The organism is Natrinema sp. H-ect1, from assembly GCF_041821105.1.
Lineage (GTDB): Archaea > Halobacteriota > Halobacteria > Halobacteriales > Natrialbaceae > Natrinema > Natrinema thermotolerans.
In genome coordinates this window covers 16,018-37,674 of sequence record NZ_JBGUBA010000018.1, presented here as the reverse complement: position 1 = coordinate 37,674, position 21,657 = coordinate 16,018, and the positions used below count along the sequence as shown (strand labels likewise).

Below are 21,657 nucleotides of genomic sequence, written 5' to 3'. Positions count from 1 at the left end.
GTCGTTGCACTCGGCCTGGAATCCCGTGGCGGGATTCCCGCGTCTTCAGGCGCGGGAGGAGGTCAATTTCGAGCCGAGATACGGCTCACGGAGCCACCGTCGATAGCTGCAGTGTCCAGTCGACCGGTCGGTCCCGGACCTAGTCCCGGTCCGTCTCGCTCCAGTCGCAGTCCTGGCACTTCCAGCCGGTAACGAGTTCGGTCACGGAGGGCATGTACACCACCTTCAACGCGTTGCCCCCGCAGTCCGGACACGGCTCGTCGGCCTCCTCGATCGAGTCGACCTCCATCACCGACTCGCCTTCGATCAGTTCCGCGAGTTTTCCTGCCGTCACCATTCGTCCCTGAACGACGCGGTTCTCGCTCACGGTCGGACTACCGTCCGCGATCGACTAAGCGTTTCCTGATACGGGTTGCTGTAACGGTTTCCCGGTGGGACCGCAGGGCGGTCGCGGTCCCACCGGCAATGACTGACAGTAGACCGTCTGAACGGATCGCGCCAGCCGTCGCTCGAGACCATCGAGTCAGTATCAAACGTACGTGGCCGATCGGCGGTCGCTCACGAGCAGGCGTCGCCGATCGGTGGGTTGCCAGTCGGTCGGTACGGCCCGTCTACAGCGTACTCCCCCATCCGTGGGCCGTCAGCGCGGTCGTCAATCCACCTACCGCGGTCGAACGAACGGGTGCCGTGGATATCAGTGTACTCCGTACACCGTGTGCATGCCATGCACGGCACGCGCCGGCCGTCGTCGCTCGAGTCCGCCTACGGATCCGGGTCGAACGGCCGCGCCTCCCGGCGGAGGGTGTCGAACCGCGCTATCGCCCACTCCCTGACGCGGTCGTCCGTCGACTCGAGCAGCGCCGTTGGCAGGCCGGTGTCGTCGTGGACGCCGATCTGGACGGCCCGATCGACGACGCCCAGATAGACGGGAACGTCCCGATCGACGACGGACACGGAGACGGACGGCTGGTCGACGATCGACTCGAACGCGGCGGCGAGTGTCGGGTCCGTCCGGACGCTCTCCACGACCGGTTCCGCAAGTAGCATCTCGAACTCCGCGCCGTTCTCGATCGCCTCCGTCGAGGCCTCGAGCGGGTCGGCGCCGGCCGCCGGCAACACCGCCCGCACGCGATCGGCCTCGGCCAGCGTCGTCGCGTGGTGGGTAACCGGCGCGTACGGGTTCGCCATCGTGGCCTCGACCACCGTCGCGTCCGTCAGCCTGTCGGGATCGACACCGAGCCACTCCTCGTCGAGTCGCTCGAGGACCGGCCGCAGGCGGATCGCCGCATCGGTCCGTTCCAGCGCCGCGGTCACCCCGTCGGCGACCAGCGCTCCGGCCGCCGTGATCTCGTAGCGTTGCCCCCGTTCGCGGATCAACCCCCGGTCGACCAGCGCGGACAGGCTCCGACTCAGCGTCGTCCGCACGACGTCGACCTCGGCCGACAGCGCGTCCCGCGAGACCGACCCCTCGGCGTCGAGTCGCTCGAGGATTCGGACTCTGCTCGGCGACCGGGTCACGAACTCGAGGGTATCGACCGCCGCCTCCGTCCGCTCGGACATCACATCGACCCTCTCGTCGCCCCTACTTTATCGCACTGGCCGTCCGGGGAATCGATCCGGCTCCCGGACCTGAATTCGGCCCGAGCATGGTTCTGCGCGCACAATCGTATAGCAAGTCCGCTCCGAACGGTCCCACATGGAGACGCGCTGGGCGACCGTCGACGGCGTCACCCTCGAGCTACCGGACGACAGTACCGTGAGCGAGCTTCGGGACGCCCTCTACAAACCCGACGACGCAGTCCTGATCGCAGTGACCGGCGACCTCGTCTCGGTAGTCCACGACGAGGACCGGCCGCTCTCGGAGCTGGTCGCCGGCTGTGCGGACACCTACTACTTCTATCTCCCCAGCGAGCCCGACCGCAACGAACTGCTGGCCGCGACTGAACTCGAGGCGGCGCTCGAGTCGGGAACCGGCGGTCGATCGGACGCCGAGACGACGTTCCAGCGGCCCGGCATCGATCACTGACGGCGGGTGTCGACCGGATCACCGACCTCCAGAGCGCGGCCGCGGTCGCGCTCGGGAACGCGCGTGATGATCATCAGCGTGTAGTAGTGATCGAACGCGTCCCGGTCGGCCCAGTCGGGGAACGTTTCCTCGCGCCGTTCGACGAACCGCCGTCGGAACTCGTCGGTCGGCTCGCCGGTGTCGGGATCGCGCTGGGGGACGACACACCGGCCACAGGGCGTGACTCCCTCGAAGCGGACGTCGCCGATCTCGAACACCGGGGCGTCCTCGCCGACGAAGCGATCCTCCCAGAAGGGGTCGACGCCGCCGATCTCGACGTTGGCTCTGAGCCGCCGCCGTGCGCCGTCGACGGTCATCCCGTCGAACCACGAGGTGACGGTCTCGAGCGTCGCCGTGCTGATGACCGACGGCCCCATCTCGCGGCGATCGACGAAGCCAAGCGACTCGTCGCGCTCGAGCGACAGCTCCGCGTCGAAGAAGTCACCGAACCAGTCCGCGGCGGCCTCGCGGTCGGTCTCGAGGTCGAACTGCCGGCGCTCGCCGTCCGGTGCCGTGACCGAAAGCGTCGCCGTCGACGGCTCGAAGTCGGTCTCGAGGTCGTGGACCCGGTCGGTCCGCTTGCCGTTTACGACCTCACCGTCGGCGTCGAACAGGGCGAACTCCCTGTCGTGAGCGAGCGTGCCACCCGCGAGGACATCGGTCGCCTCGAGGTCGATGCCGTCCAGTCCCTTCACCGGATACACGGTGAGCCGGTCGAGTCGTGTCATTGCGGGGAGCTATCCGCCGACGATCCATTAGTCTTCGTTCGAACGGAACCGCGTCGCAATAGAGCGGTGATCCGATCGGGCGGTCGTCACGTCGAGAGCCGCGGTCAATCGATCGTCACGACGGGGTCACCGCGTTCGTCGAACTCGACGCGGACCTCGTGGCCCGCGTACGTGAAGCCGACGTGACCGGCCCGGCGATTGCCCGATTCGGTGGTCGCGAAAAGCGCCGCGAGCGCGTCGGGGTCGACCGCGTCGAAAAGCGGCGGTAACGCCGTCGGGTCGGCTCCCTCGAGCGCCGCGATACCGGCGACGATCCGTTCGTGTACCGCATCAGTATCTGCCGCCATATGATGGGTCTGGTCCATTGCCGACTACGGCCACACCGCCACATTAATAGGTTTTGGAATACCGGCGTGTTCTGGGCGCGGTCAGAATACCTGTTCAGCAGTATTCGGCCGTCACGTCTCTGTACCTGATGGACCAGGACCGATGCACTCGAGCGTCGATATCGATCGCTGTTTCTGCGCTCGGCTCCGTCCGCTCGGTCGACGCACCGACGTGTGAACCGATCGGTCGTCCCTCGGACACCGATTCCAGCACCGGCTTTTTCGGTCCTAATCGTCGAATTAACGCCGTTTCTCGAGATCGTGACGACACCGCACCGACACCCGATTTAAGCCGGTCGGCGTGGAAGCCCGCCCGATGGACGTCCGGACGTTCCCGGTCCTGACCGACGAGGACGAGCCGGTAGTCGACCGGCTGTCCCTCGGGACGGGCGAACGGCAGGCACGGGTGCTGGCGTACCTGTTGTGTCGGCGAGCGGATCCGGACCTGTCGGACGCGGCAAGCCGGACGGCTGCCCACATCGGGGCCGGACTGAGCAAGCACGCGACCGCGGACGCGCTGACCGAACTGGCGGCCGCGGGGCTGATCGCCGAGACGACGGCGACGACCGGTTCCCCCGGTCGGCCGCCGAAAGCGTGGCACGCGGTCGCCCCCAAAGCCGAGACGGTCCGGCGGGTCGACGCCCGCCACGCCGACCGCCTGCTCGAGCAGGGCGAGCGATACGCCGGCCTCGAACCAGCGGGGGCCGAATCTGCCGACGACGAACGGAACGGGGGCGGTACCGACGGGCCGGCGTCCGAATCGGCCGAGCGATCGGACCAGGGGCGGGTCACCGTCGCGCTCAACTGGCGGCCGAACGGACTGCACCTGCCGCTGCTGGCCGCGCGAGACACCGACGGCGGCGTGTCGCTCGCGCTCGAGTCCGCCGACGGCTCGCGGGCGGCCGCGCTGGCCGTCGCGTCCGGGGAGTGTGCCGTCGGCGTCGCCGGCGCGGCGACGGTTCTCCGGGCGCGCTCGCTCGGCCACCCCGTCGTTCCGATCGCGGTCTGTTTCCAGCGGTCACCGGTCGTCCTCTACACCACGCGGTCCGCGTTCGGCGAGCCCCTCGAGGCCGTCGGACAGCTCCGCGGGCGTCGGATCGGGATGCCGAACGGGACCGAAACCGGCCTGTTAGGGCGACTCCTCCTCGAGCAGGCCGGCATCCGGGACGCGGTCGAACTCGTCGCCGTCGACGGCGAGGAGCGGGCGGCGCTGCAGTCGGGCGTCGTCGACGCCGTGACGGGAATGGCACCCGATCCGGTCCGGCTCGAGGCGGCGGGCCGAACCGTCGACTCCCTCGCCGTGTCGGCGGCCTACCCGGCGTACGGACCGGCACTGATCGCGGCGGAAGATAGACTCCGGCGGGATCGGGACCGCTTCGCGGCGTTCCTCGAGACGACGCTGGCGGGCTGGGCGGACGCCGTGTGCGCGCCCGAGTCGGTCGCTCGGACGGCCGCGAGCGAGACCGACGAGTCGGCCGACCGCCTCGCCCGGACCTTCGAGCGGGCGACCGAGCGCTTCGCTACAAGCGAGGGGGTCCGGCGACACGGCTGGGGCTGGCACTCGCCCGACGCGTGGCGAAGCCTCCGGGACGCACTGGCACAGGGTGGCCTGCTCGAGGGCGAGTGATTCCGCGAGAACCACCGCTACCGGACGGAGAGGTCCTCGCCGCCCGCCGGGGCAGTGAACTCGAGTTCGACCTCGAGTTCCCGGTCGCGCTGGTCGCCGAACTCGATCTCGACCTCGATCGGGTCGTCGTACTCGAAGGGGATCTCCCACTCCGAGGCGGAGATCGTAAACGAGGAACCGGCCTCGAGTTGCTCGGCCAGTTCGTGGAGGAACGCCGCGGTCTCCTCGCTGGAGAGGTAGACCTCCTGTTCGAAGAAGCCGCTGGTGATCGTCCGCCGGTCGCCGGTCCGATCGTCGGGGAAGTCGACGCGGTCGCTCATGGTCCTCGCTCCCACGCCGACACCGATAAAACCGCAGTCAGGGAAGTCGATACGTTCGAAGCGGCCGAACGCGGCGGGTATCTAGCCGAATCGAGGAAACCCTTCTTGTGGCCGGCGAGTGAAAACTAGTGGCATGGATCTTCTCGAGGCGCTCGGTAACGGCACTCGCCTGGCTATCCTCAGGCAGCTCTCACGGGAACCGATGTACGTCTCGGAACTCGCGGAGGCGACCGGGATGGACGGCACGACCGCCGTCCATCACCTCTCGACGCTGGAGGAGGCCGGACTGGTGACCCACTACAGACGCGGCAACAGGAAGTACTACGAACTCGTCCAACGGGTCGAGTTACGGATCGCGCCGCCACCCGAGCGGACCTTCGTCCTGCAAGCCGACGAGGCCGACGAACACGACACCGCGGCGGACGACTGACCCGCTCCGCCCGGGTCTCCCGTCGGACGCGAGCGTCACGGACCACCGACCACGATGCGTGTATAGATTTCCAACGGACGTTCCTCCCCGGACTGTTAGCTATATGTGACCATGAACCGTGGATCGATGGTATGATCGAGGCGGCCCTCGAGGGCGTAGTCGACTCCCAGGGAACGTGGTTCGCGTACCTCGTTCTCGCCGTCGGGGCGATCGCTCTGACCTATAGCGTCGAGAAACTCATCAGCTACCTCACGCGGGCGGCGATGGGGCTTGGCGTCTCGATCTTCGCGCTGGCGATCGTCTTCACCGGCATCGAGTTCGACGACACGGTCGTCGCGCTGGTGTTCGGGGCCGGCGACCTAGAGGGGGTGGCGCTGGGCACCGCGCTCGGAACCGCGCTGGCGATCACCGGTATCACGCTGGCCGCCGCGGCGATCTACAAGCCGTTTCCCGTCGAGGTCCCACGGGACTACCTGCTGTTGTTCGTGATTGCGCCGCTCTTGCTGGTCCCGTTCGTCGCCGTCGATCGACTCGGGCTCGTCCACGGGCTCGTCCTCGTCGCGATCTTCGTCGGTCTCTTCGGGTATATCGTCGCCCGAGAACTCCAGCGCGACGTGCCGGTGTTCAGGGACTCCGAGATCGCCGAGCGACTCGAGGCCGACGGCGGCGTCCCGCTCGACGACCTCGCCATCGGAGACGTCGACAGTCGGACGGTCTTAGAGGAGATCCCAGAGGACCGGTACGTCGCCGAGCGACGCTACGCGGGGGCCTTCTGGCTCGGCCTCGCCGCCGTCTCGCTGCTCGGCGTGATCGTCGGGGCCATGCTGCTCGAGGCCGGCTCCGAGGCGATCGTCGAGTCGTGGGGGATCGAGGAGACCGTCTTCGGGGCGACGGTGTTGACGCTCGTGTTGACGGTCGAGAACCTGCTGTTGACGATCGAGCCGGTCCGGCGTGGCATCCCGGAGATCGGGATCGGCCACGTCATCGGCAGCGTCGTCTTCTCGGTGACGGCCAACGTCGGCGTCATCACGTTCGTCGCCGACGTGACGATCCCGCGAGCGGTCCTTTACTTTCATCTGCCCGCCGTCGTCGTCCTCACCGCCGTCGCCGCCGTCTTCGTCTCGAGCGGACGGCTCCGACGGCGACACGGGCTCGTCTTGCTGGGCCTCTACGCCGCCTACTGGCTCGTCTCGCTGCTGGTCTTCGGCGGCGTTCCGATCCCGGAGGCACTCTGATCGGGGCGACGCTCCGCCGGAGCGGGGCTGCCCCACACGCCGGTCCAGCGGTCGAAAATTAAGTACTCCGACGATGTAGCTCGGCCGCGATGGTCGTCCCCAGTTCGACGGTCGCGCTCGTGGCCCTCTTCCTGTTCGGGGTCGTCCTCGTGATCTGGTGCGTCGAGGTCTTCATCGAGGCCGTCGCCAGAAGCGCCGTCTCGCTGGGGCTCTCGGGCTTTTTCCTCGCGGTCGTGTTGGCCGGCATCGACCTCGAGAACGCCGTCCTCGGCGTGGCCGCGGCGTTCGTCGCCCTCCCCGACCTCGCGCTCGGGACGGTGTTCGGGGAGTCGCTGTTCGTCCTCGCCGTCGCCCTCGGGCTCGCCGGCCTCCTCGTGCCCTTTCGAACGGCCGTCCCTCGGGCGTACCTGCTCATGCTCGTGCTGGTGCCGCTTCCCGCGTTCACGCTGTCGCTCGACGGCCGGCTCACTCCCCTCGAGGGCGCGGGGCTGCTCGTGTTGTTCGTCCCGTTGCTCGGCTACATCTTCCGGCGCGAACGCCGGACCGAGACGACGTTTCTGCTCTCGGCGGAGGTTCAGGAGGCCGTCCCGCTCGAGGGCGGCGCGGAACCGAGACCGGAAACACCCGATGGCGGAGATCTGACGGCCCCCGAATCCGACGGGCAGACGGCGGCCGACGGCTGGGACCTCGACCTCGACGAGTTCGTCCCCGCTTTCGAGGACCGGAGCGGGCTCTTCAACCTGGGCGTCGCCGCTCTCGCGGTCGTGGGGATGACGATCGGCTCCGGGATCACGGTCGTCAGCGCCGAGGGGCTCTTCCTCGCGCTCGGTATCTCGGGATTGGCTTTCGGGGCGACGGTGTTGAGCTTCATCGCCTCGCTCGAGGAACTCGCGCTTACCGTCGAACCGGTCCGGCGGAACCGGCCGGAACTGGCGGTCGGCAACGTGATCGGCAGCACGGTCTTCTACGTGACCGCCAACGTCGGCATCGTCGCCGCGGTGCATCCGATCGAAACCGGCGGGGACGTGCTGACGATCCACTGGCCGTTTCTGGGCGTCTGTCTGCTCGTCGCGACCGCCATGCTCGCCCGCGGACGCGTCGGCCGCGTCGGCGGCCTCCTGCTGTGTGGACTCTACGCCGCGTACTGGGTCGCGAACTACCTCTGACGGGACCCGCCGTCGGACGGCCGGACGGCCGCGATTCTCAGTGTGAGGAGATACGGTAACGATTCACGTCTAGAGGCGGCCGGATCGAAAGGAGTAATTAGGCGACGGCAAGCCGGTGTTGGAACCGCTCGCGCCGCCCAAGTCGACCTTGAGCGGGGAACGATCGGACCGGTTTATTGCGCACTACCGAGACCCCGTATCCAGTACGCGGGCGGGAACGGATCGCTACCCGGCGTACTGGTTTACTATGACACGGAACGACGATCACGCGTTCTCGAGGCGGTGGCTCCTTCGATCATCGGCGGCACTTTCCATAGCCGGCGTCGCGTCGACGGCGCTGGCACAGGAGGCGCTCCCGAGCGAAATCGAACTCGGCGGCCGAGTCAGTAGCTGGGTCGGGCAAGCGCCCGACGCCATCGCCGACGAGCGGAACCCGACCCTCCGGCTCGAGGCGGGCCAGGAGTACACCCTCACGTGGGAGAACCTGGACGGCGCGGCCCACAACTTCGTCATCGTCGACGAGAACGACGAGCGGCTCCTCGAGACGGATCTCGTGGCCAGTTCGGGCGAGACCCAGACCGTCGAGTTCACCGCCGAGGAGGGCATGGTCGGGTACTTCTGTGGCCCGCATCGCTCCTCGATGAACGGCGAGATCGAACTCGTCGGAGGCGATGGCGGCGACGGGGCGGCGACCGACGACGGGCCGCTGATCGGCGAGGGACCGACGGTCGGCCTCGAGCCCGTCGCCGACGGGTTCGCCAACCCGATCACGCTCGAGACGGCCGACGAGGACGCCGATCGCCGGTTCATCGTCGATCAGACCGGTACGATCTCCGTCCACGGCGAGGACGGCCTCGAATCGGAGCCGTTCCTCGACGTCTCGGACCGACTGGTCGAGTTGCGGGAGGGATTCGACGAGCGCGGACTGCTCGGACTGGCCTTCCATCCCGACTTCGCGGAGAACGGCCGCTTTTTCGTCCGCTACAGCGCACCGCCCCGCGAGGACACCCCCGAGGGGTACGATCACACGTTCGTCCTCTCGGAGTTCCAGACGGCGGACGACGACCACGCGAGCGCCGATCCCGACTCCGAACGGACGATCCTCGAGATCCCGGAGCCGCAGTTCAACCACAACGCGGGCCCGATCGCGTTCGGCCCGGACGGCTTCCTCTACGTCGCCACGGGTGACGGCGGCGGGGCCAACGATTCGGGCGAGGGACACGTCGAGGACTGGTACGACGAGAACGAAGGCGGAAACGGCCAGGACACCGAGGAGAACTTGCTGGGTGGTATTCTCCGGATCGATGTGGACGGCGGGACGTCGGAGACGTCCCGAGACGGAGGCGGCGACGCCGCCGACGAGGGCGACGAGCGTGCCTACGGCATCCCCGACGACAACCCGCTGGTCGATATGGAGGGACACCGCGACGAGTACTACGCATGGGGGCTGCGCAACCCGTGGGGGATGACACTCACCAGCGAGGGGTCGATCCTCGCTGCCGACGTCGGTCAGGAACTGTTCGAGGAGGTCGACCACGTCGAACGCGGCGGCAACTACGGCTGGAACGTCAGGGAAGGGACCCACTGTTTCAGCACCGAATCACCGACGGAGCCGCCCGAGGAGTGTCCCCAGGAGACGCCCGAGTCGGTCCGCGGGGGCGAGCCACTGCTCGATCCGGTCCTCGAGTACCCCCACGAGGCCGACGGCGAACCGGTCGGCGTCTCCGTGATCGGGGGCTACCTCTACGAGGGCGAGGAGGTCGACCCCCTCACCGGCACCTACGTCTTCGGCGACTGGAGCAGGGACGGCCAGAGCCCCGGCCGGCTGTTCGTCGCCCGCCCACCGACCGCGTGGCTCGAGGAGAACGCGACGGTCGAGACGGAAGAGGAGGACGACGACCCCTTCATCGATCCGCCGGGCGAGGGCGACGACGGCGATGACGGGGGTGACGGCGGGGAAACCGAAAGCGAGGGCGGACTCTGGCCGATCGAGGAACTCGAGGTCGAGACCGCAAGCGGAGATGACGACGACGGGACCGAGGACGATGACGGCGAGCCGGTCGCTGTCGACGGGAACATGAACCGCCTCGTCTACGGCTTCGGCCGCGACGACGCCGGCGAACTCTACGTCCTGACGTCGGCGACGCCGTCCATCGAAGAGGACGACGGTGCGGTCTACCGGATCGTTCCCCAACAGCGATCCGAACACTAACGCGACGCCCGGCCATCGCCGGTGCAGTCGCTTTGCGATTCCGTCCACGCGAAAAAATTCGGCCAGCCGCTCAGATCTCGAGCGAGAAGACGGCCAGTGTGGTCCCGAGTTCGACGTCGGTGTGGTGGCCGCCGCCGGCGGGCATCGCGATGTACTGTTTCTCCTCGTGTGGGTCGACCCAGGAGATCGGCGCGCCGTCGACGCCGTGGTCGCCGACCTCGAACTCGGCGAGGCGATCGCCCGACTCGACGTCGTAGGCGGCCATCACGCCGTTGGGCGTGCCCGCAAAGGCCAGCCCGGTCGGCGTGGTGAACGACCCGCCGCGGGGGTGGTAGTTGGACCAGTCGTACCACTCCTGCCACTTCACGTCGCCGGTGTAGGGGTCGATCCCGGCGATGACGCCGATCGCACCGTTCCACTCCGGCGGGTAGGCGGGTCGGCCCGACGCGTCGCCGTCTTCGCCGTTAGTGGATTCGCCGTTGTCGCCCTCTCCCTCGTCGACCTCCGCCTCGAGGTGTGGGTCTTCGCCCTCGGCGACCTCTTCGGCATTGAGCGTCGGCTCGTCGGGCTCCTCGATGTCCTCGGGCGGATCTCCGCCGACGATGTCCATGCCCATGTACCGCTCGCCGGCCTCGTACTCCTCCTCGTACCACGACAGCGCCATCGGCTCGTTGGCCCCCTTGACGACCATCGTCCGGGTGTTGGGATCGAAGGAACTCGGCTGGGGGTTGGTGCCGCCGGTGAGATGGGGCATCATCCACTCGGCGTTATCGATGTCGTCGTACGGCGGCAGGGAGAAGGTGTTGACGTGCTGGACGTACTCCTCGCTGCGCTGGTGGAGCTGTCCGGTCTCCATGTTGACCGTGTAGACCCAGCCGGTCTTGCCCGGCCACGCCGCGAATCGCGTCATCTCGCCGTCCGCTTCCTCGCGGAAGACGATCGGCGGGCTCGGCGAGTCGTAGTCCCACCAGTCGTGGGGCGAGTCCTGGTAGTGCCACTGGTACTCGCCGGACTCGATGTCGATACCGACCTTCCCACAGGTAAAGGGGTTGTAGCCCGGCCGAACGGTCCCGTACCACGGCCCGGGGTTGGCCGACGGCACGATCACCGTTCCCGACTCCGGCTCGATGGCCGCCGAGGCCCAGGCGGTCCCCCCGCCGTGTCGCCACGACTCGCCGACCCACTCCTCCGACGGTGTCATGTTGAACCGCCACTGCGGGTTCCCTCCGAGGTCGATCGCGTCGAAGAAGCCGCTGACGCCGAACTCGCCGCCGAAGCTGCCTTTCAGCAGGGTTCCGTCGTAGATCAGCGGCGGGAACGAGGAGGTCGACCCCCGCTCGCGCACCCACTGCAGCTCCTCGTGTATGAGGTCCTCGGCGACCTCGCCACGGTAGGCCGCCGCCCCGTTGTAGTACCACTCCGTCTCGCCGGTGTAGCGATCGACCGCCAGCACGCCCAGATCGAGCGTACTCTTGTAGACGGTATCGCCGTAGACCGCCGGACCGCGCTCGGCCGGCGGCGCATCCTGTGAGTAGCCCACGGCCGGCTCGTAGTAGTGTTCCCACAGCTTCTCGCCGGTGCGGGCGTTGAGCGCGTAGAGCTGGTCGGCTCCGACCGTCGTATACATGATCGGCGGATCGCCGTCGACGACCAGCGGCGACCCCTGGAACTCGTGGCTCGGGTTCGGCTCGAGCGCCTGCGGCGGCGCGAGGTCGATGCGCCACTCGAGTTCGAGCTGGTCGACGTTGTCCGGCGTGATGTGTTCCGCCGGGGTGTGGCGTTGGTTCTCGTAGGCCCCGCCGAACAGCAGCCAGTTCGTCTCGTCGTCCGCGGTCCGGCTGAGGTCTTCTTGGGTGATTTCGCGCTCGGGAATGGTATCGATATCGCCCTGTGCGACGTGTGATTCGCCCGGTTTCTCGTCCCACGGTGCGTCCGACGGCAGGTCCATGTGTTCGGTATCGAAGGTCATGGGTGACTCACCTCCCGGGGTGCCCGCATCCGATCGTCAATGTGAACCACGTCGTTACGGAGGAACTCCTGGCCGATGATCGCGATCGCGGCGCTGCCCGTGATCAGCGCCGAGAGCTGTTCGTCGGGGATCTCGCCGCTGGCGAGGTCGCGGGCGGCCGACCCCAACAGGTAGTAGCCGCCGAGCATCGACTTGACGTCCCAGAGCCCGCGGTCGATCATCTCGTCGGTTACCAGCACCTCGTTCTGCCAGAGGAAGTGATCCAGGCCGTCGATCCACAGCAGGGCACCCTCCGCGGCCCGCCGGTGCAGCGGCGCGACGAACTCGTGAACGACCCCGTCCTCGACGGCTTCGGCCGGCGGATAGTCCGGCGTCTTCATCCACCACGAAAGCTGCTCGCGCGAATTGACGATGTTCGTCACCAGCGCCGTCCGCTCGCCCTCGGCGAACCCGACCTCCGCGAGGGTCGCCGGCAGCTCCTCGATGTGGAGCAGCTGTCGGGTCGTCTCCTCGATGTGATCGGGGGTAAACGCCGGCAGGTTCTCCTCCGCGCTCGCGAAGAACCCGACCTCCGCGAGGTGGTCGTTGATCGCCCATGCCGGCGTCGTCAGCTCCTGATAGGCCGACGCCCCCTGCTCGGGTACCCCCATCGACGCCAGCTGGGGCAACAGTTCGAAACTCCCCTCGAGTCCCGTCAGTTCCTCGGCCAACAGCGCGCCGTCCAGCGTGCCGGTCAACCCGGCCCGTACCGCCTCGCCCATCTCGGCGAGACCGCCCGCAGCGCCGCTTGCGACCTCCCCGCGGAGATCGTGGAGCGTCGCACCGGCAACGCCGCCGCCGGCGACGACGCCCAGCGCCTTCAGGAACTCGCGACGGTCCTCGTCGCTTACCTCCCCGTAACTGTATCGCTCTTCAGGTGCAGTTCCATATGCCATGATACCAGTTAACGAACATCATACTGGCCATTAGAAGCGTTCATAGTTGCATCGTTTGCAACATATTTATTCCGGTGGCCCCGTGGTCTGCATTTACTGACCGAACACCCAGCATATGATGGGGGCCGGCAACCACTGATTAGAACATCGCTCCGAAACGCAATCACTGGTTTCAATGTCCGTTGTGGCAGTAATCCCTATCCAGAACCGGGGACGAGTGATAAATAACGCTTCGTCGACGACGGCCCGATTCGGTACGGTCCCACGTTTCCCCCGACACGATCGACGGCGAGGACCAGCCCACGTCGCCGGTCTCACGGGGCGGCGTGAGCCAGCCGTGGCAACTCGTCAGGAGACCGCGGGCCGAAGCCGCCGCTGATCGATGCAATCGGTCCCGGCCGTCGGTCGACCGTTAGCTGTCCCCGTCCGTCTCGAGTTCGAACTGTTCGTTCTCGCTGACGGCGTTGAGGACGATACTGGTACTCGACTGGTTGATGTCGGGATCGGTGATCAACTGCTTGATCTGGTCGTTCATGTCGTCGGTGTCTTTGAACTTCCCGATGGCGATCACGTCGTAGTCACCCGTGACCTCGTAGACCGAGATCATCTGGCGGTGGTCTTTCAGCGTCTCCGTGATCTCGGGCAGGGCGTTCCCTTCGGCCTTGAGTTGCATCACGGCGGTCACGTCGTAGCCGACCGCGTCGTAGTCGATCTTCGGCGTATACCCCTCGATCACGCCCTCGTCCTCGAGGTCGGAGAGGTGGTTCGAAACGGTCGTCACGGAGACATCGAGTTCCTCCGCGAGGCTGCGGAGACTCGAGCGGCCGTCGTCGAGCAGTTCGTTTACTAGATCGGAATCCAGATTCTCGTACGTCATTGACTGATCTAAACGGCTTCTTATATTAGGAGTTTACGGATATCAACTTCTATCTCGGGCTTGGGTCGGACTGTTTCGGCACCGACGGTTTCGGCTCACCCCCTGTCCACCTACGGGTCGAAAACGCGACCGTTCCGACGACTCCCGCGGCGCTTCGACGGACAGGAACGCTCTAGTGGCGTCGCTCCTAACGGGTCGGTATGACAGAGCCAGCCAAACCGGTTGTCGGCCGCCTCGAGACGGTCGCAGTCAGCGGCACCGACGCGACCGAAACGGTCGTCGCGAAGGCCGACACCGGGGCGGACCGGACGACGATCGACGAAACCCTCCTCGAGCGGATCGGTAGTACCGGCGCGATCGACGACGTCACCGTCAGGTCCGGCGGCAGCGCCGAGAGTCGCGACATCGTCGCGATCAGCGTCGACGTCCGGAGCGTCGACCGGGGACCTCGAGTCGTGTTGGCCGACGTGGACGACCGCCAGCCGTACACGGGCGAGGTCCTGCTCGGGAGCGATCTACTGGACGGGTTCTACGTCGATTGCGAACTACAAAACACCACCGTGAACGCCGATTAGCGGGGATTTCGACGAGTCGCCACACGAGCGGGTACTCCGATCGTCCCGCCGCGGTCCGTGACGGCGTATATGACTCGCGAACGATTTCACGGGCGCGGTTACAGTGGCCGAGACGAACTGCTTTCTATGAGCCTCGTACTCCTGGGTGCGGTCCTCTCGCTTTGTCTGCTCCCGTCGCTTTGCTTTCTCGGTCTCTGGCACGGACTCGGCCGACTGCAACGCAGTTCGCTGATCGAACGCGTCACCGACCGTACAGGGAACGCCGATACGGATCCGGTGGTCACGTGGGGCGATGTTCTCGATGCGTACTCCGACCCCCGGAAACGCCTCTTTGCGGCCACCCCGGGATCGCGACCATCGGTGGCTCGTGACGACCAGTGTGCCGTCTGTGCCGCGGCGAACGACCCCATTGCATCGTACTGTCACAACTGCTTCCGGAAACTCGAGTGAGACGGATTTCCGCTCACGTCTCTGGTCGGAAGTACGTGAACCGTAGCCGGGGCTCGAGGATTACTGATAGGAAAATGCTCCGTCTGGGATTTGAGCCACGCCCAGACGTACTCGCTACGCTGTGTGCGACTGGTCTGATTCAAATCAAGGGTCACATTTTCGGCTCACGGATTTTCGCCGAAAAGTACTCCGTCTGGGATTTGAACCACGCGAAGACGTTCCTGCTCACTCACTTCGTTCGCTCGCGGGCTGCGACTTCTCTACTTCAAATCCCAGAGCGTGCGCTTCCTTCTTCACTCACTTCGTTCGTTCAGAAGAGTGCTCCGTCTGGGATTTGAACCCAGGTCATCGGCTCGAAAGGCCGAAATGATTGGCCGGACTACACCAACGGAGCGTTTACTGCGTTCGCGCACCGAGCCTCGACGGACTGTGTCCGTCTCACCAACGGGAGCGCGTCTCGCAACTCATTGTTGCCGAGGCCTAATGAAAAACGTTCCGTTCCGGGCCGGCAGTGCCACGATATCACGCACGTTGACTCATCAGGGTGCTAACAGCAGCCCGCTCGAGCGACCCGTTTCACCCGCAGGCGGTCGCTGCCGAATCCGCGAATCGGCCCTCGAACTGACCGGCTTCTCAACGCTTTTGATGCCCGGTGTCCATTCCACCGAGCATGAAATACGCCCGCTTTCGCGACCCGGCCGGTGCGGTCCGCCGCGGCGAGTACGAGAACGGCACTGTCCACTTCGGAACGGAAAGCTACGACCTCGAGAGCGACGAAATCGACGTATTGCCGCCGACGGAGCCGTCGAAGATCGTCTGTATCGGGCGGAACTACGCCGATCACGCGGCGGAACTCGACTCCGAGGTTCCGGATCGACCCTTGCTCTTCCTGAAGCCGCCGAACGCGCTGGCGGCCCACGGCGATACCGTCACCCTGCCCGCGGGCAAGGAGCGGATCGACCACGAGGCCGAACTCGGCGTCGTCATCGGCGAACAGTGCCGCCACGTCGCCGAAGCCGACGCGATGGACGTCGTGGAGGGCTTTACCTGCGTCGACGACCTCTCGAACCGCGACGATCAACGACAGGAACAGAACTGGGTCCGCGGGAAGGCCTTCGACGGCGCGGCCCCGATCGGGCCAGTGCTGGCGACCCCCGACGAAGTCCCTGCGGACGCGTCCGTGCAAACCCGCGTCAACGGCGAGTTGAAGCAGGACGGCTCCCGCGAGCAACTCATCTTCCCGATTCCGGAACTGATCGCCGAGATCACGACCTACCTCACCTTGGAGCCCGGCGACGTGATCGCGACGGGCACGCCCGAGGGCGTCGGCCCGCTCTCGGACGGCGATACAGTCGCAATCACGGTCGACGGCGTCGGCACCCTCGAGCATTCGGTCCGGATCCCCTGAACCGGCCGCGCCGGAGCCGACAATCGATCGACTAGCCCAGCGTCTATCTCCCTTGAGAGAAGCCTTTTCGGATCTCTCGCTCGTGTCTCCGGGCATGACCGTCCGATTCGACGCGGTGACCGTCGACTGGCTCGGCCACGCTACCGTTCGTCTCGAGGGACAGACGGGTGCGGTCGTCTACACCGATCCCGGCCCGGAACGGGTACTGGAGGGGCTCGAGCCACGGGACGGCGACCTGATTCTCGTCTCTCACGGCCACCACTACGATCCCGACGCGATCCGACGGGTCGCCCGGGACGACGCGCTGGTCGTCGTTCACGAGTCGGTCGACGCGAGCGAGAGCGACGGTGTCGACGAGCGGCCGGAAACCCTGCCGTTCGACGTCGAACGCGTCCGTGCCGACGAGTCGTTCGTCCTCGGTCCGCTGGATCTGTTCACGACGCCGGCGTACAACGACCCCGCTGGGCCACATACCGACGCCGACGGGACCGTTCCACATCCCGAGGGGCGGGGCTGTGGTTTCGGCGTGACGATCGACGGGATCACGGCGTTCTGGCCCGGCGGCACCGACGCCCTCCCGCTCCACGAGTCGCTCGCGATCGACCTCCTGCTCCCGCCGATCGGCGGTTCGGCCACGATGGACCGCCACGAGGCCGCGTCGCTGGCGGGCGAAATCCGCCCCGATCTGGTCCTGCCGGTCCACTACGACACGGACGAGGCGCTCGCAACCGACGCCGAGGCGTTCGTCGTCGACGTGGCGACCCGCGGCGTCCCGGTCGTCCTCGACGAGTAGGTGCGCCGGCGGCCGTGCTTACACGCCCACTCGAGACCAGGCAAAGAGCGCGACTGCGGCCAGGGCCAGCACGCCGAGTGCGAGCCACTGCCCGACTCCGGAGTCGGCGATCGGGGCGAAGAAGTCGACGAGCCCGGACCCCTGCAGGAGGCCGAGGCCGAGGAGGACCATGGCTCCGATGGCGATCAGCCCGACCGTGATCCCCTCTTTCATCATCCACGCGGTCTCGTCGGCTTCCTGTGCGCCCGAGGTCGTCGGCTCGTCTATCGCGCCCTCGTCGGGGTCACTGTGCAACGGTCGTTCGTCGTTTTTGTCGTCCGCCATGTCACCGTTCTAGACGGTGAGTGGCCGCGTAGACGGGAACCGATTGCACCTGCAGTCACAGGGCACGCTACGAGTGTTGGTCCTGTCGGCGTCGAAGGCCCTCGAGACGCAGGCTTAGAGGACGCCCATCTCGCCGAGGCGTTCGGGCAGATAGGTGTCCGTCACGAAGTCCAACCCGCGAGCGGCCAGCGACTGCTGTTCGGACTTCTTCCCGAGATCGAGCTGGAGTTCGATCTGTTCCTCCCAGTAGTCGGTCTGGAACCGCGGGTCCTCGAGTTCGCTCTCGAGGGCGTTGATATCCGAATCCGACAGCGGGTCGGAGGGAAGGTCGTACTCGACGATGTCGGCGGGCTGGATACCGATGAAGTCCGCCTCGGGGGTCGCGAGATACTCCGAGAGGTGGGCGGACTTGATCGAGCCGTAGGCCACCGAGCCGTAGATGCGGTACGACCACGGGTCGCCGTCGGTAAAGACCGTAACCGGCAGGTCGAGTTCGTCGTGGAGCCGCTTGGTGATCCGGCGGGTCGCGCGGGCGGGCTGGCCCTTCAGGTGGACGATCAGCGCGTTGAACTCCTCATCGAAGCCGTTCTCGACGAGCCGGTCGCGCATCCCGCCGGTCTCGACCGCGAGGATGAAGTCGGCGTCGGAGCCCAGAAACTCGATCGTGTCCGGGTTGTTCGGGATCTGGTAGCCGCCCTCGCCGACGTCTTCCTGACAGTGGATCTCGCGTTCGCCGCGGCGGGTCTGTTCGCGCAGGTGCAACGGCCCCATGATCGTCGCGCCCGATTCCTCGGGGCGCATGTGGAAGTCCTCGCGGGTGACCCCCGAGACGATCTCGAGGTCCTCGACGAGGTTGTTCGACTCGTCCTGGCTCGAGAACTGGGCCTCCTCGTTGTCCCAGCTCTCCGAGAGGTAGTAGAGTTCACGCAGGGTCGAGGAGCGGTCCTCCTCGAGCTGGTCGGCGAGGAACTCGATCGTGTAGACCGCCTTCAGGAGCTTCCGGGCCCCCTGGACCGAGTTGGCCGATCGGGTCGACTCGCGGTCGCCGTAGACCCAGACGTCTTTGTCCTCGTCGTACTCGATGTTGTTCTTCGTCCGCGTCGGCACGGACATGTGGGGGATCTCGCCCAGTTCGAACTGGTCGTAAAACTGCGCGGCGAGATCGATCAACTGCTCTCTGGCTTCCTGGGTATCGTCTGCGCTCATTGGTTTACGGTCAGTTTCTCGCTTTCGACGCCTTTGACGTCCAGATCGAAGGTGGCGTCATCCGGTACCTCGTACTCGAGGGCCGCTTCGTCGTCACTCGGGACCTCGGGTTCCCACTTGACGAACCACTCGCCGTCCATCTCGACGACGGTCGCGCCGTCCGAGAGGGCGGTCGGCTCCGCCGAGACGATATCGGTGATCTCGAGCGATTCGTTCGTCCCCGAGTTGTTCTCGACGACGACCGAGACGGCCCGTCCGTCGCCGTTTGCCTCGACGTTGCGCTCGACGAGGACGTTGTTCATGATGCGAGCGATCGCGTCGTCGATGTCGGGTTCGTCGCGGTCGGTGACCTCGGCGACTTTCTCGGCCATCTCCGGGAGGATCTTCCCGAGGACGTTCTGTTTCTTCCGGCGCTGTTGCATCGAGCGCCGTTTGTTGAGGTAGCTCTTGAGATCGCGAGCGGCCTCACGGATGGCGAGTTCGATCTCGTCTTCGATCTCGGGGACGTTCGCGACGGCGTCTTTCGACTCGCTGGTGAAGGGGACGTTCGTCGAGGCGACGTGGACCATGATCACGACCGGGCCGTTGGGCAGGCCGGAGCCGCCGGGCTGATCTAACCCGTAGTTGCGCCAGCCGATCGACTTCACTACGTCCGTCGTGGCACAGGCCCCGCGCTGGTAGACCAGCGGGACGCGGTTGGCAAAGCGCATGACCTCGCCGGAGCCCTCCGCGGGGAGGTCGCCGCCGTAGGCGATCCCGGCTTCGACGATGAACGGATCGCCGCCGGAGACGCCCGCGTCGCGGGTCGCCGAAGCGTAGAAGTCCGCGTCGAACTCCTTCTCGAGCCCCGCAGTGATGAGGACCTCGGAGATCGGCGAGAGACACCGCGTCGGCGGTGCCATGATGTCTGTCGCGCGCATCGCGTCGACGAGATCGCTGGTGGCGTCGCGGTCGTCGTTCAGTTCCCGTACCAACGGCGGGTCGTCGGGCACGGTGGCCATCACGTCCCAGATAGCATCCGTGACGTTCTCGCGGGCCGTCTCGCCGAAGGAGACGTCGTCGTACTCCTCGGTGAGATCGGCCGCGCGGTCGACGAACGCCCGAAGTCGCGTCCGCGTGAGCCGGTGGCGGACGTTCCCCTCGTCGTCGCCGGCCGCAAGTTCGTCCCCGAACGCGGCCCCGAGCCGGTCGGCGAAGGCGTGGATGGTCTCGTCGTCCTTGCGGGTACTCGTTGCCTCGTCCGCGAGGTCGTAGAGGTCGGCAACCAGTCGCGACTCGTCGTCAGCGCCACCGTCGTCCACCGACTCGGTTTCGACGGCGTCGATCAGCTCGAGCCAGACGGCTTCGACGGCGTTTTCCCGGACGGTGTCGCCGAACGTCGTTCCGTGGTCGTCTTCGACAGCTTCGGCGGCGGACTCGACCGTCTCGAGCAGTTCGTGGTAGGCGATGCGGTCGTAGTCGTCGACCCCGTCGGCGATGGACTGGGCGAACGCGGCCGTCGCCTCGGCACCTTTGTTCGCAGTGGCGTCTTCGACTGCGGCGTGGAGGTCGACGTTCTCGTGACTCGCGGGCGGTCGCCAGCGCATCTCGCGGCCGTAGTGACGATCGCGGAACTCGTCGATGATCGAGTCGGCGGTCTTCTTGCCGACGCGGGTGAACTCCTCCTGAACGAACCCGGAGACGGTCTGGGAGTCCGTCGCCGTCAGCATCTTCATCACCGTCCCGAGTTCGACGCCGTGGGGGTGGGGCCGGATCTCCTCGGTCTCGGCGGGGAGCTGGTCGGTCGCGCGCTCGAACTTGAAGTGTTCCTGCGGTTCGCGCAGCTCGAGGCGGGCGTGGGGGTTGACGACCGCCGTGTGCTTGATGTAGTCGTGGAGCTGCTGGCGGGCGCGCATGTTGGCTTCCATCTCGAGTTCGATGCGCGTGCCGTGGGGCCGATCCCAGGTGGTCGTCTCCTCGACGCTGATCTCGGGCTCGTTGTCGTCGGTATCGATGATGAGTTCGAAGTATTCGGCCTCCTCGGAGCCCTGCGTGCGGCTGGTGATCTTCGCGGGCTTGCCGCTGGTCAGTTGCGAGTAGAGGACGGCCGCGGAGATCCCGATCCCCTGCTGGCCGCGGGATTGTTCGCGTGCGTGAAAGCGAGAGCCGTAGAGCAGTTTCCCGAATACCTTCGGGAGCGATTCCTTGGTCAGCCCCGGCCCGTTGTCCTCGACGATCAGGCGGTAGTAGTCGCCGGCCTCCTCGATCTCGACGTAGATATCCGGGAGAATTCCCGACTCCTCGGCGGCGTCTAAGGCGTTGTCGACGGCCTCCTTGACGGCCGTGACGAGGCCTCGAGCGCCGCTGTCGAAGCCGAGCATGTGCTTGTTCTTCTCGAAGAACTCGGCGATGGAGATCGACTGCTGGCTCTCGGCCAGCTCCTCGGCGATCCCCGGCTCGTCACCGAGTGTCGACTGGAACGACGTCATCGTCTCCCTGTACTAACGGGGAGGCTAAAAGGTGTGTGCTACCGGAGTGAAAGTGAATCCCCGCGCGTTTCGTCGCGGTTCGATCCGCGGATACCGCCCGTTAACGGAGCGACACCGCCGTTCAGAAGGTAATAATCTCGTAATCGTCGTCGACCAGCGAGCGGATGCTCGGGTGACCCTCGTTGTCGTCTACCGTGACGACGCCGGCGTCGTTGACGGCGTCCTCGACGCCGAACGCGCCCGCACAGTAGTCACAGGCCGCCGCCTCGTCGCTGACCGACCGGTAGAGGTCGTGGTAGTCGTGGTCTGCGTCTTCCAGTTCGGGAATCCACTGCGTACCGGCTCCATCGAAGATGAGTTCGAGGTCGTCGTCGGGGTTCTCGGCGAACTCCCGGGCCGCCTCGAGGCCGTTGACGAGTCGCCCGAGGTCGCTGTGGGAGTCGGTGCCTGCCAGAATTACGATTGCTGCGTTCGTCATTACGG

At 66.4% G+C, this 21,657-nt stretch carries 22 protein-coding genes and 1 tRNA gene; 10 read left to right on the top strand and 13 right to left on the bottom strand.

Annotation, left to right across the window (positions count from 1 at the left end):
- Positions 1 to 139: 139 nt before the first annotated feature.
- The gene (locus tag ACERIM_RS18945; RefSeq protein ID WP_006179356.1) at positions 140 to 367 is read right to left on the bottom strand and encodes a DUF5795 family protein; all 228 of its coding nucleotides are present in this window, start codon (positions 365 to 367) and stop codon (positions 140 to 142) included.
- A gap of 395 nt (positions 368 to 762) precedes the next feature.
- Complete coding sequence (locus ACERIM_RS18940) at positions 763 to 1,560, bottom strand: winged helix-turn-helix domain-containing protein (RefSeq protein WP_006650583.1); 798 nt, start codon at positions 1,558 to 1,560, stop codon at positions 763 to 765.
- A gap of 136 nt (positions 1,561 to 1,696) precedes the next feature.
- Here ACERIM_RS18940 and ACERIM_RS18935 point away from each other — a divergent pair, with 136 nt between their 5' ends.
- Positions 1,697 to 2,026 carry a hypothetical protein gene (locus tag ACERIM_RS18935; protein WP_373633783.1) on the top strand — a complete coding sequence of 110 codons (330 nt, stop codon included), beginning with the start codon at positions 1,697 to 1,699 and terminating at the stop codon, positions 2,024 to 2,026.
- Here the strand turns inward: ACERIM_RS18935 and ACERIM_RS18930 are convergent.
- Positions 2,020 to 2,793: an MOSC domain-containing protein gene (locus ACERIM_RS18930; protein WP_373633782.1), complete on the bottom strand. Its 774-nt coding sequence runs from the start codon at positions 2,791 to 2,793 to the stop codon at positions 2,020 to 2,022. The two genes, ACERIM_RS18935 and ACERIM_RS18930, sit on opposite strands and share 7 nt — an antisense overlap.
- A gap of 104 nt (positions 2,794 to 2,897) precedes the next feature.
- Entirely contained in the window at positions 2,898 to 3,158 is a 261-nt protein-coding gene (locus ACERIM_RS18925) for a HalOD1 output domain-containing protein (protein ID WP_049905924.1), read from the bottom strand.
- Between the two features lie 337 nt (positions 3,159 to 3,495).
- On the opposite strand from ACERIM_RS18925, the gene ACERIM_RS18920 reads away from it, so the two are divergent.
- Positions 3,496 to 4,806 (top strand): ABC transporter substrate-binding protein, encoded by a 1,311-nt coding sequence (locus ACERIM_RS18920; protein WP_373633781.1) that lies wholly within the window; start codon positions 3,496 to 3,498, stop codon positions 4,804 to 4,806.
- 17 nt (positions 4,807 to 4,823) lie between these two features.
- Here ACERIM_RS18920 and ACERIM_RS18915 read toward each other — a convergent pair whose 3' ends face one another.
- Positions 4,824 to 5,126 carry an amphi-Trp domain-containing protein gene (locus ACERIM_RS18915; RefSeq protein ID WP_006650578.1) on the bottom strand — a complete coding sequence of 101 codons (303 nt, stop codon included), beginning with the start codon at positions 5,124 to 5,126 and terminating at the stop codon, positions 4,824 to 4,826.
- A gap of 133 nt (positions 5,127 to 5,259) precedes the next feature.
- Here ACERIM_RS18915 and ACERIM_RS18910 point away from each other — a divergent pair, with 133 nt between their 5' ends.
- The 4 genes from ACERIM_RS18910 to ACERIM_RS18895 all read left to right on the top strand — a co-directional run bounded on the left by ACERIM_RS18910 (position 5,260) and on the right by ACERIM_RS18895 (position 10,169).
- Complete coding sequence (locus ACERIM_RS18910; protein ID WP_006179363.1) at positions 5,260 to 5,556, top strand: metalloregulator ArsR/SmtB family transcription factor; 297 nt, start codon at positions 5,260 to 5,262, stop codon at positions 5,554 to 5,556.
- Between the two features lie 131 nt (positions 5,557 to 5,687).
- The gene (locus tag ACERIM_RS18905) at positions 5,688 to 6,791 is read left to right on the top strand and encodes a sodium:calcium antiporter (protein WP_373633780.1); all 1,104 of its coding nucleotides are present in this window, start codon (positions 5,688 to 5,690) and stop codon (positions 6,789 to 6,791) included.
- 89 nt (positions 6,792 to 6,880) lie between these two features.
- A complete protein-coding gene (locus ACERIM_RS18900) occupies positions 6,881 to 7,957 on the top strand; it encodes a sodium:calcium antiporter (RefSeq protein ID WP_373633779.1) in 1,077 nt (358 codons plus the stop codon).
- Between the two features lie 247 nt (positions 7,958 to 8,204).
- Positions 8,205 to 10,169: a PQQ-dependent sugar dehydrogenase gene (locus tag ACERIM_RS18895; RefSeq protein WP_006650575.1), complete on the top strand. Its 1,965-nt coding sequence runs from the start codon at positions 8,205 to 8,207 to the stop codon at positions 10,167 to 10,169.
- 70 nt (positions 10,170 to 10,239) lie between these two features.
- Here the strand turns inward: ACERIM_RS18895 and ACERIM_RS18890 are convergent, their stop codons facing one another.
- The 3 genes from ACERIM_RS18890 to lrp form a co-directional block, all read right to left on the bottom strand.
- Entirely contained in the window at positions 10,240 to 12,138 is a 1,899-nt protein-coding gene (locus ACERIM_RS18890) for a pyrroloquinoline quinone-dependent dehydrogenase (RefSeq protein ID WP_373633778.1), read from the bottom strand.
- Positions 12,135 to 13,073 carry a hypothetical protein gene (locus tag ACERIM_RS18885; protein ID WP_049966572.1) on the bottom strand — a complete coding sequence of 313 codons (939 nt, stop codon included), beginning with the start codon at positions 13,071 to 13,073 and terminating at the stop codon, positions 12,135 to 12,137. Before ACERIM_RS18885 ends, ACERIM_RS18890 begins: the two co-directional genes overlap by 4 nt.
- 412 nt (positions 13,074 to 13,485) lie before the next feature.
- Positions 13,486 to 13,950 (bottom strand): HTH-type transcriptional regulator Lrp, encoded by a 465-nt coding sequence (gene lrp, locus ACERIM_RS18880; RefSeq protein WP_006179369.1) that lies wholly within the window; start codon positions 13,948 to 13,950, stop codon positions 13,486 to 13,488.
- A 200-nt stretch (positions 13,951 to 14,150) separates the two neighbouring features.
- Here lrp and ACERIM_RS18875 point away from each other — a divergent pair, with 200 nt between their 5' ends.
- Complete coding sequence (locus tag ACERIM_RS18875) at positions 14,151 to 14,525, top strand: aspartyl protease family protein (RefSeq protein WP_006650572.1); 375 nt, start codon at positions 14,151 to 14,153, stop codon at positions 14,523 to 14,525.
- Between the two features lie 126 nt (positions 14,526 to 14,651).
- Positions 14,652 to 14,975: a zinc ribbon domain-containing protein gene (locus ACERIM_RS18870; RefSeq protein ID WP_373633777.1), complete on the top strand. Its 324-nt coding sequence runs from the start codon at positions 14,652 to 14,654 to the stop codon at positions 14,973 to 14,975.
- Positions 14,976 to 15,294: 319 nt separating this feature from the next.
- Here the strand turns inward: ACERIM_RS18870 and ACERIM_RS18865 are convergent.
- A tRNA-Glu gene (locus tag ACERIM_RS18865) sits at positions 15,295 to 15,369 on the bottom strand.
- Positions 15,370 to 15,645: 276 nt separating this feature from the next.
- Here ACERIM_RS18865 and ACERIM_RS18860 point away from each other — a divergent pair.
- Together ACERIM_RS18860 and ACERIM_RS18855 are read left to right on the top strand one after the other, a co-directional pair.
- A complete protein-coding gene (locus tag ACERIM_RS18860) occupies positions 15,646 to 16,383 on the top strand; it encodes a fumarylacetoacetate hydrolase family protein (RefSeq protein ID WP_006650570.1) in 738 nt (245 codons plus the stop codon).
- A 94-nt stretch (positions 16,384 to 16,477) separates the two neighbouring features.
- Entirely contained in the window at positions 16,478 to 17,176 is a 699-nt protein-coding gene (locus ACERIM_RS18855) for an MBL fold metallo-hydrolase (protein WP_373633776.1), read from the top strand.
- Positions 17,177 to 17,194: 18 nt separating this feature from the next.
- Here the strand turns inward: ACERIM_RS18855 and ACERIM_RS18850 are convergent, their stop codons facing one another.
- From ACERIM_RS18850 to ACERIM_RS18835, 4 genes are all read right to left on the bottom strand, one after another.
- A complete protein-coding gene (locus ACERIM_RS18850) occupies positions 17,195 to 17,500 on the bottom strand; it encodes a hypothetical protein (protein ID WP_006650568.1) in 306 nt (101 codons plus the stop codon).
- Between the two features lie 114 nt (positions 17,501 to 17,614).
- Entirely contained in the window at positions 17,615 to 18,706 is a 1,092-nt protein-coding gene (locus ACERIM_RS18845; protein ID WP_015298872.1) for a DNA topoisomerase IV subunit A, read from the bottom strand.
- Positions 18,703 to 21,174: a DNA topoisomerase VI subunit B gene (locus ACERIM_RS18840; RefSeq protein ID WP_373633775.1), complete on the bottom strand. Its 2,472-nt coding sequence runs from the start codon at positions 21,172 to 21,174 to the stop codon at positions 18,703 to 18,705. Before ACERIM_RS18840 ends, ACERIM_RS18845 begins: the two co-directional genes overlap by 4 nt.
- Before the next feature lie 121 nt (positions 21,175 to 21,295).
- On the bottom strand, positions 21,296 to 21,652 hold the full coding sequence (locus tag ACERIM_RS18835; RefSeq protein WP_006650565.1) for a DsrE family protein: 357 nt from the start codon (positions 21,650 to 21,652) through the stop codon (positions 21,296 to 21,298).
- Positions 21,653 to 21,657: the final 5 nt, after the last annotated feature.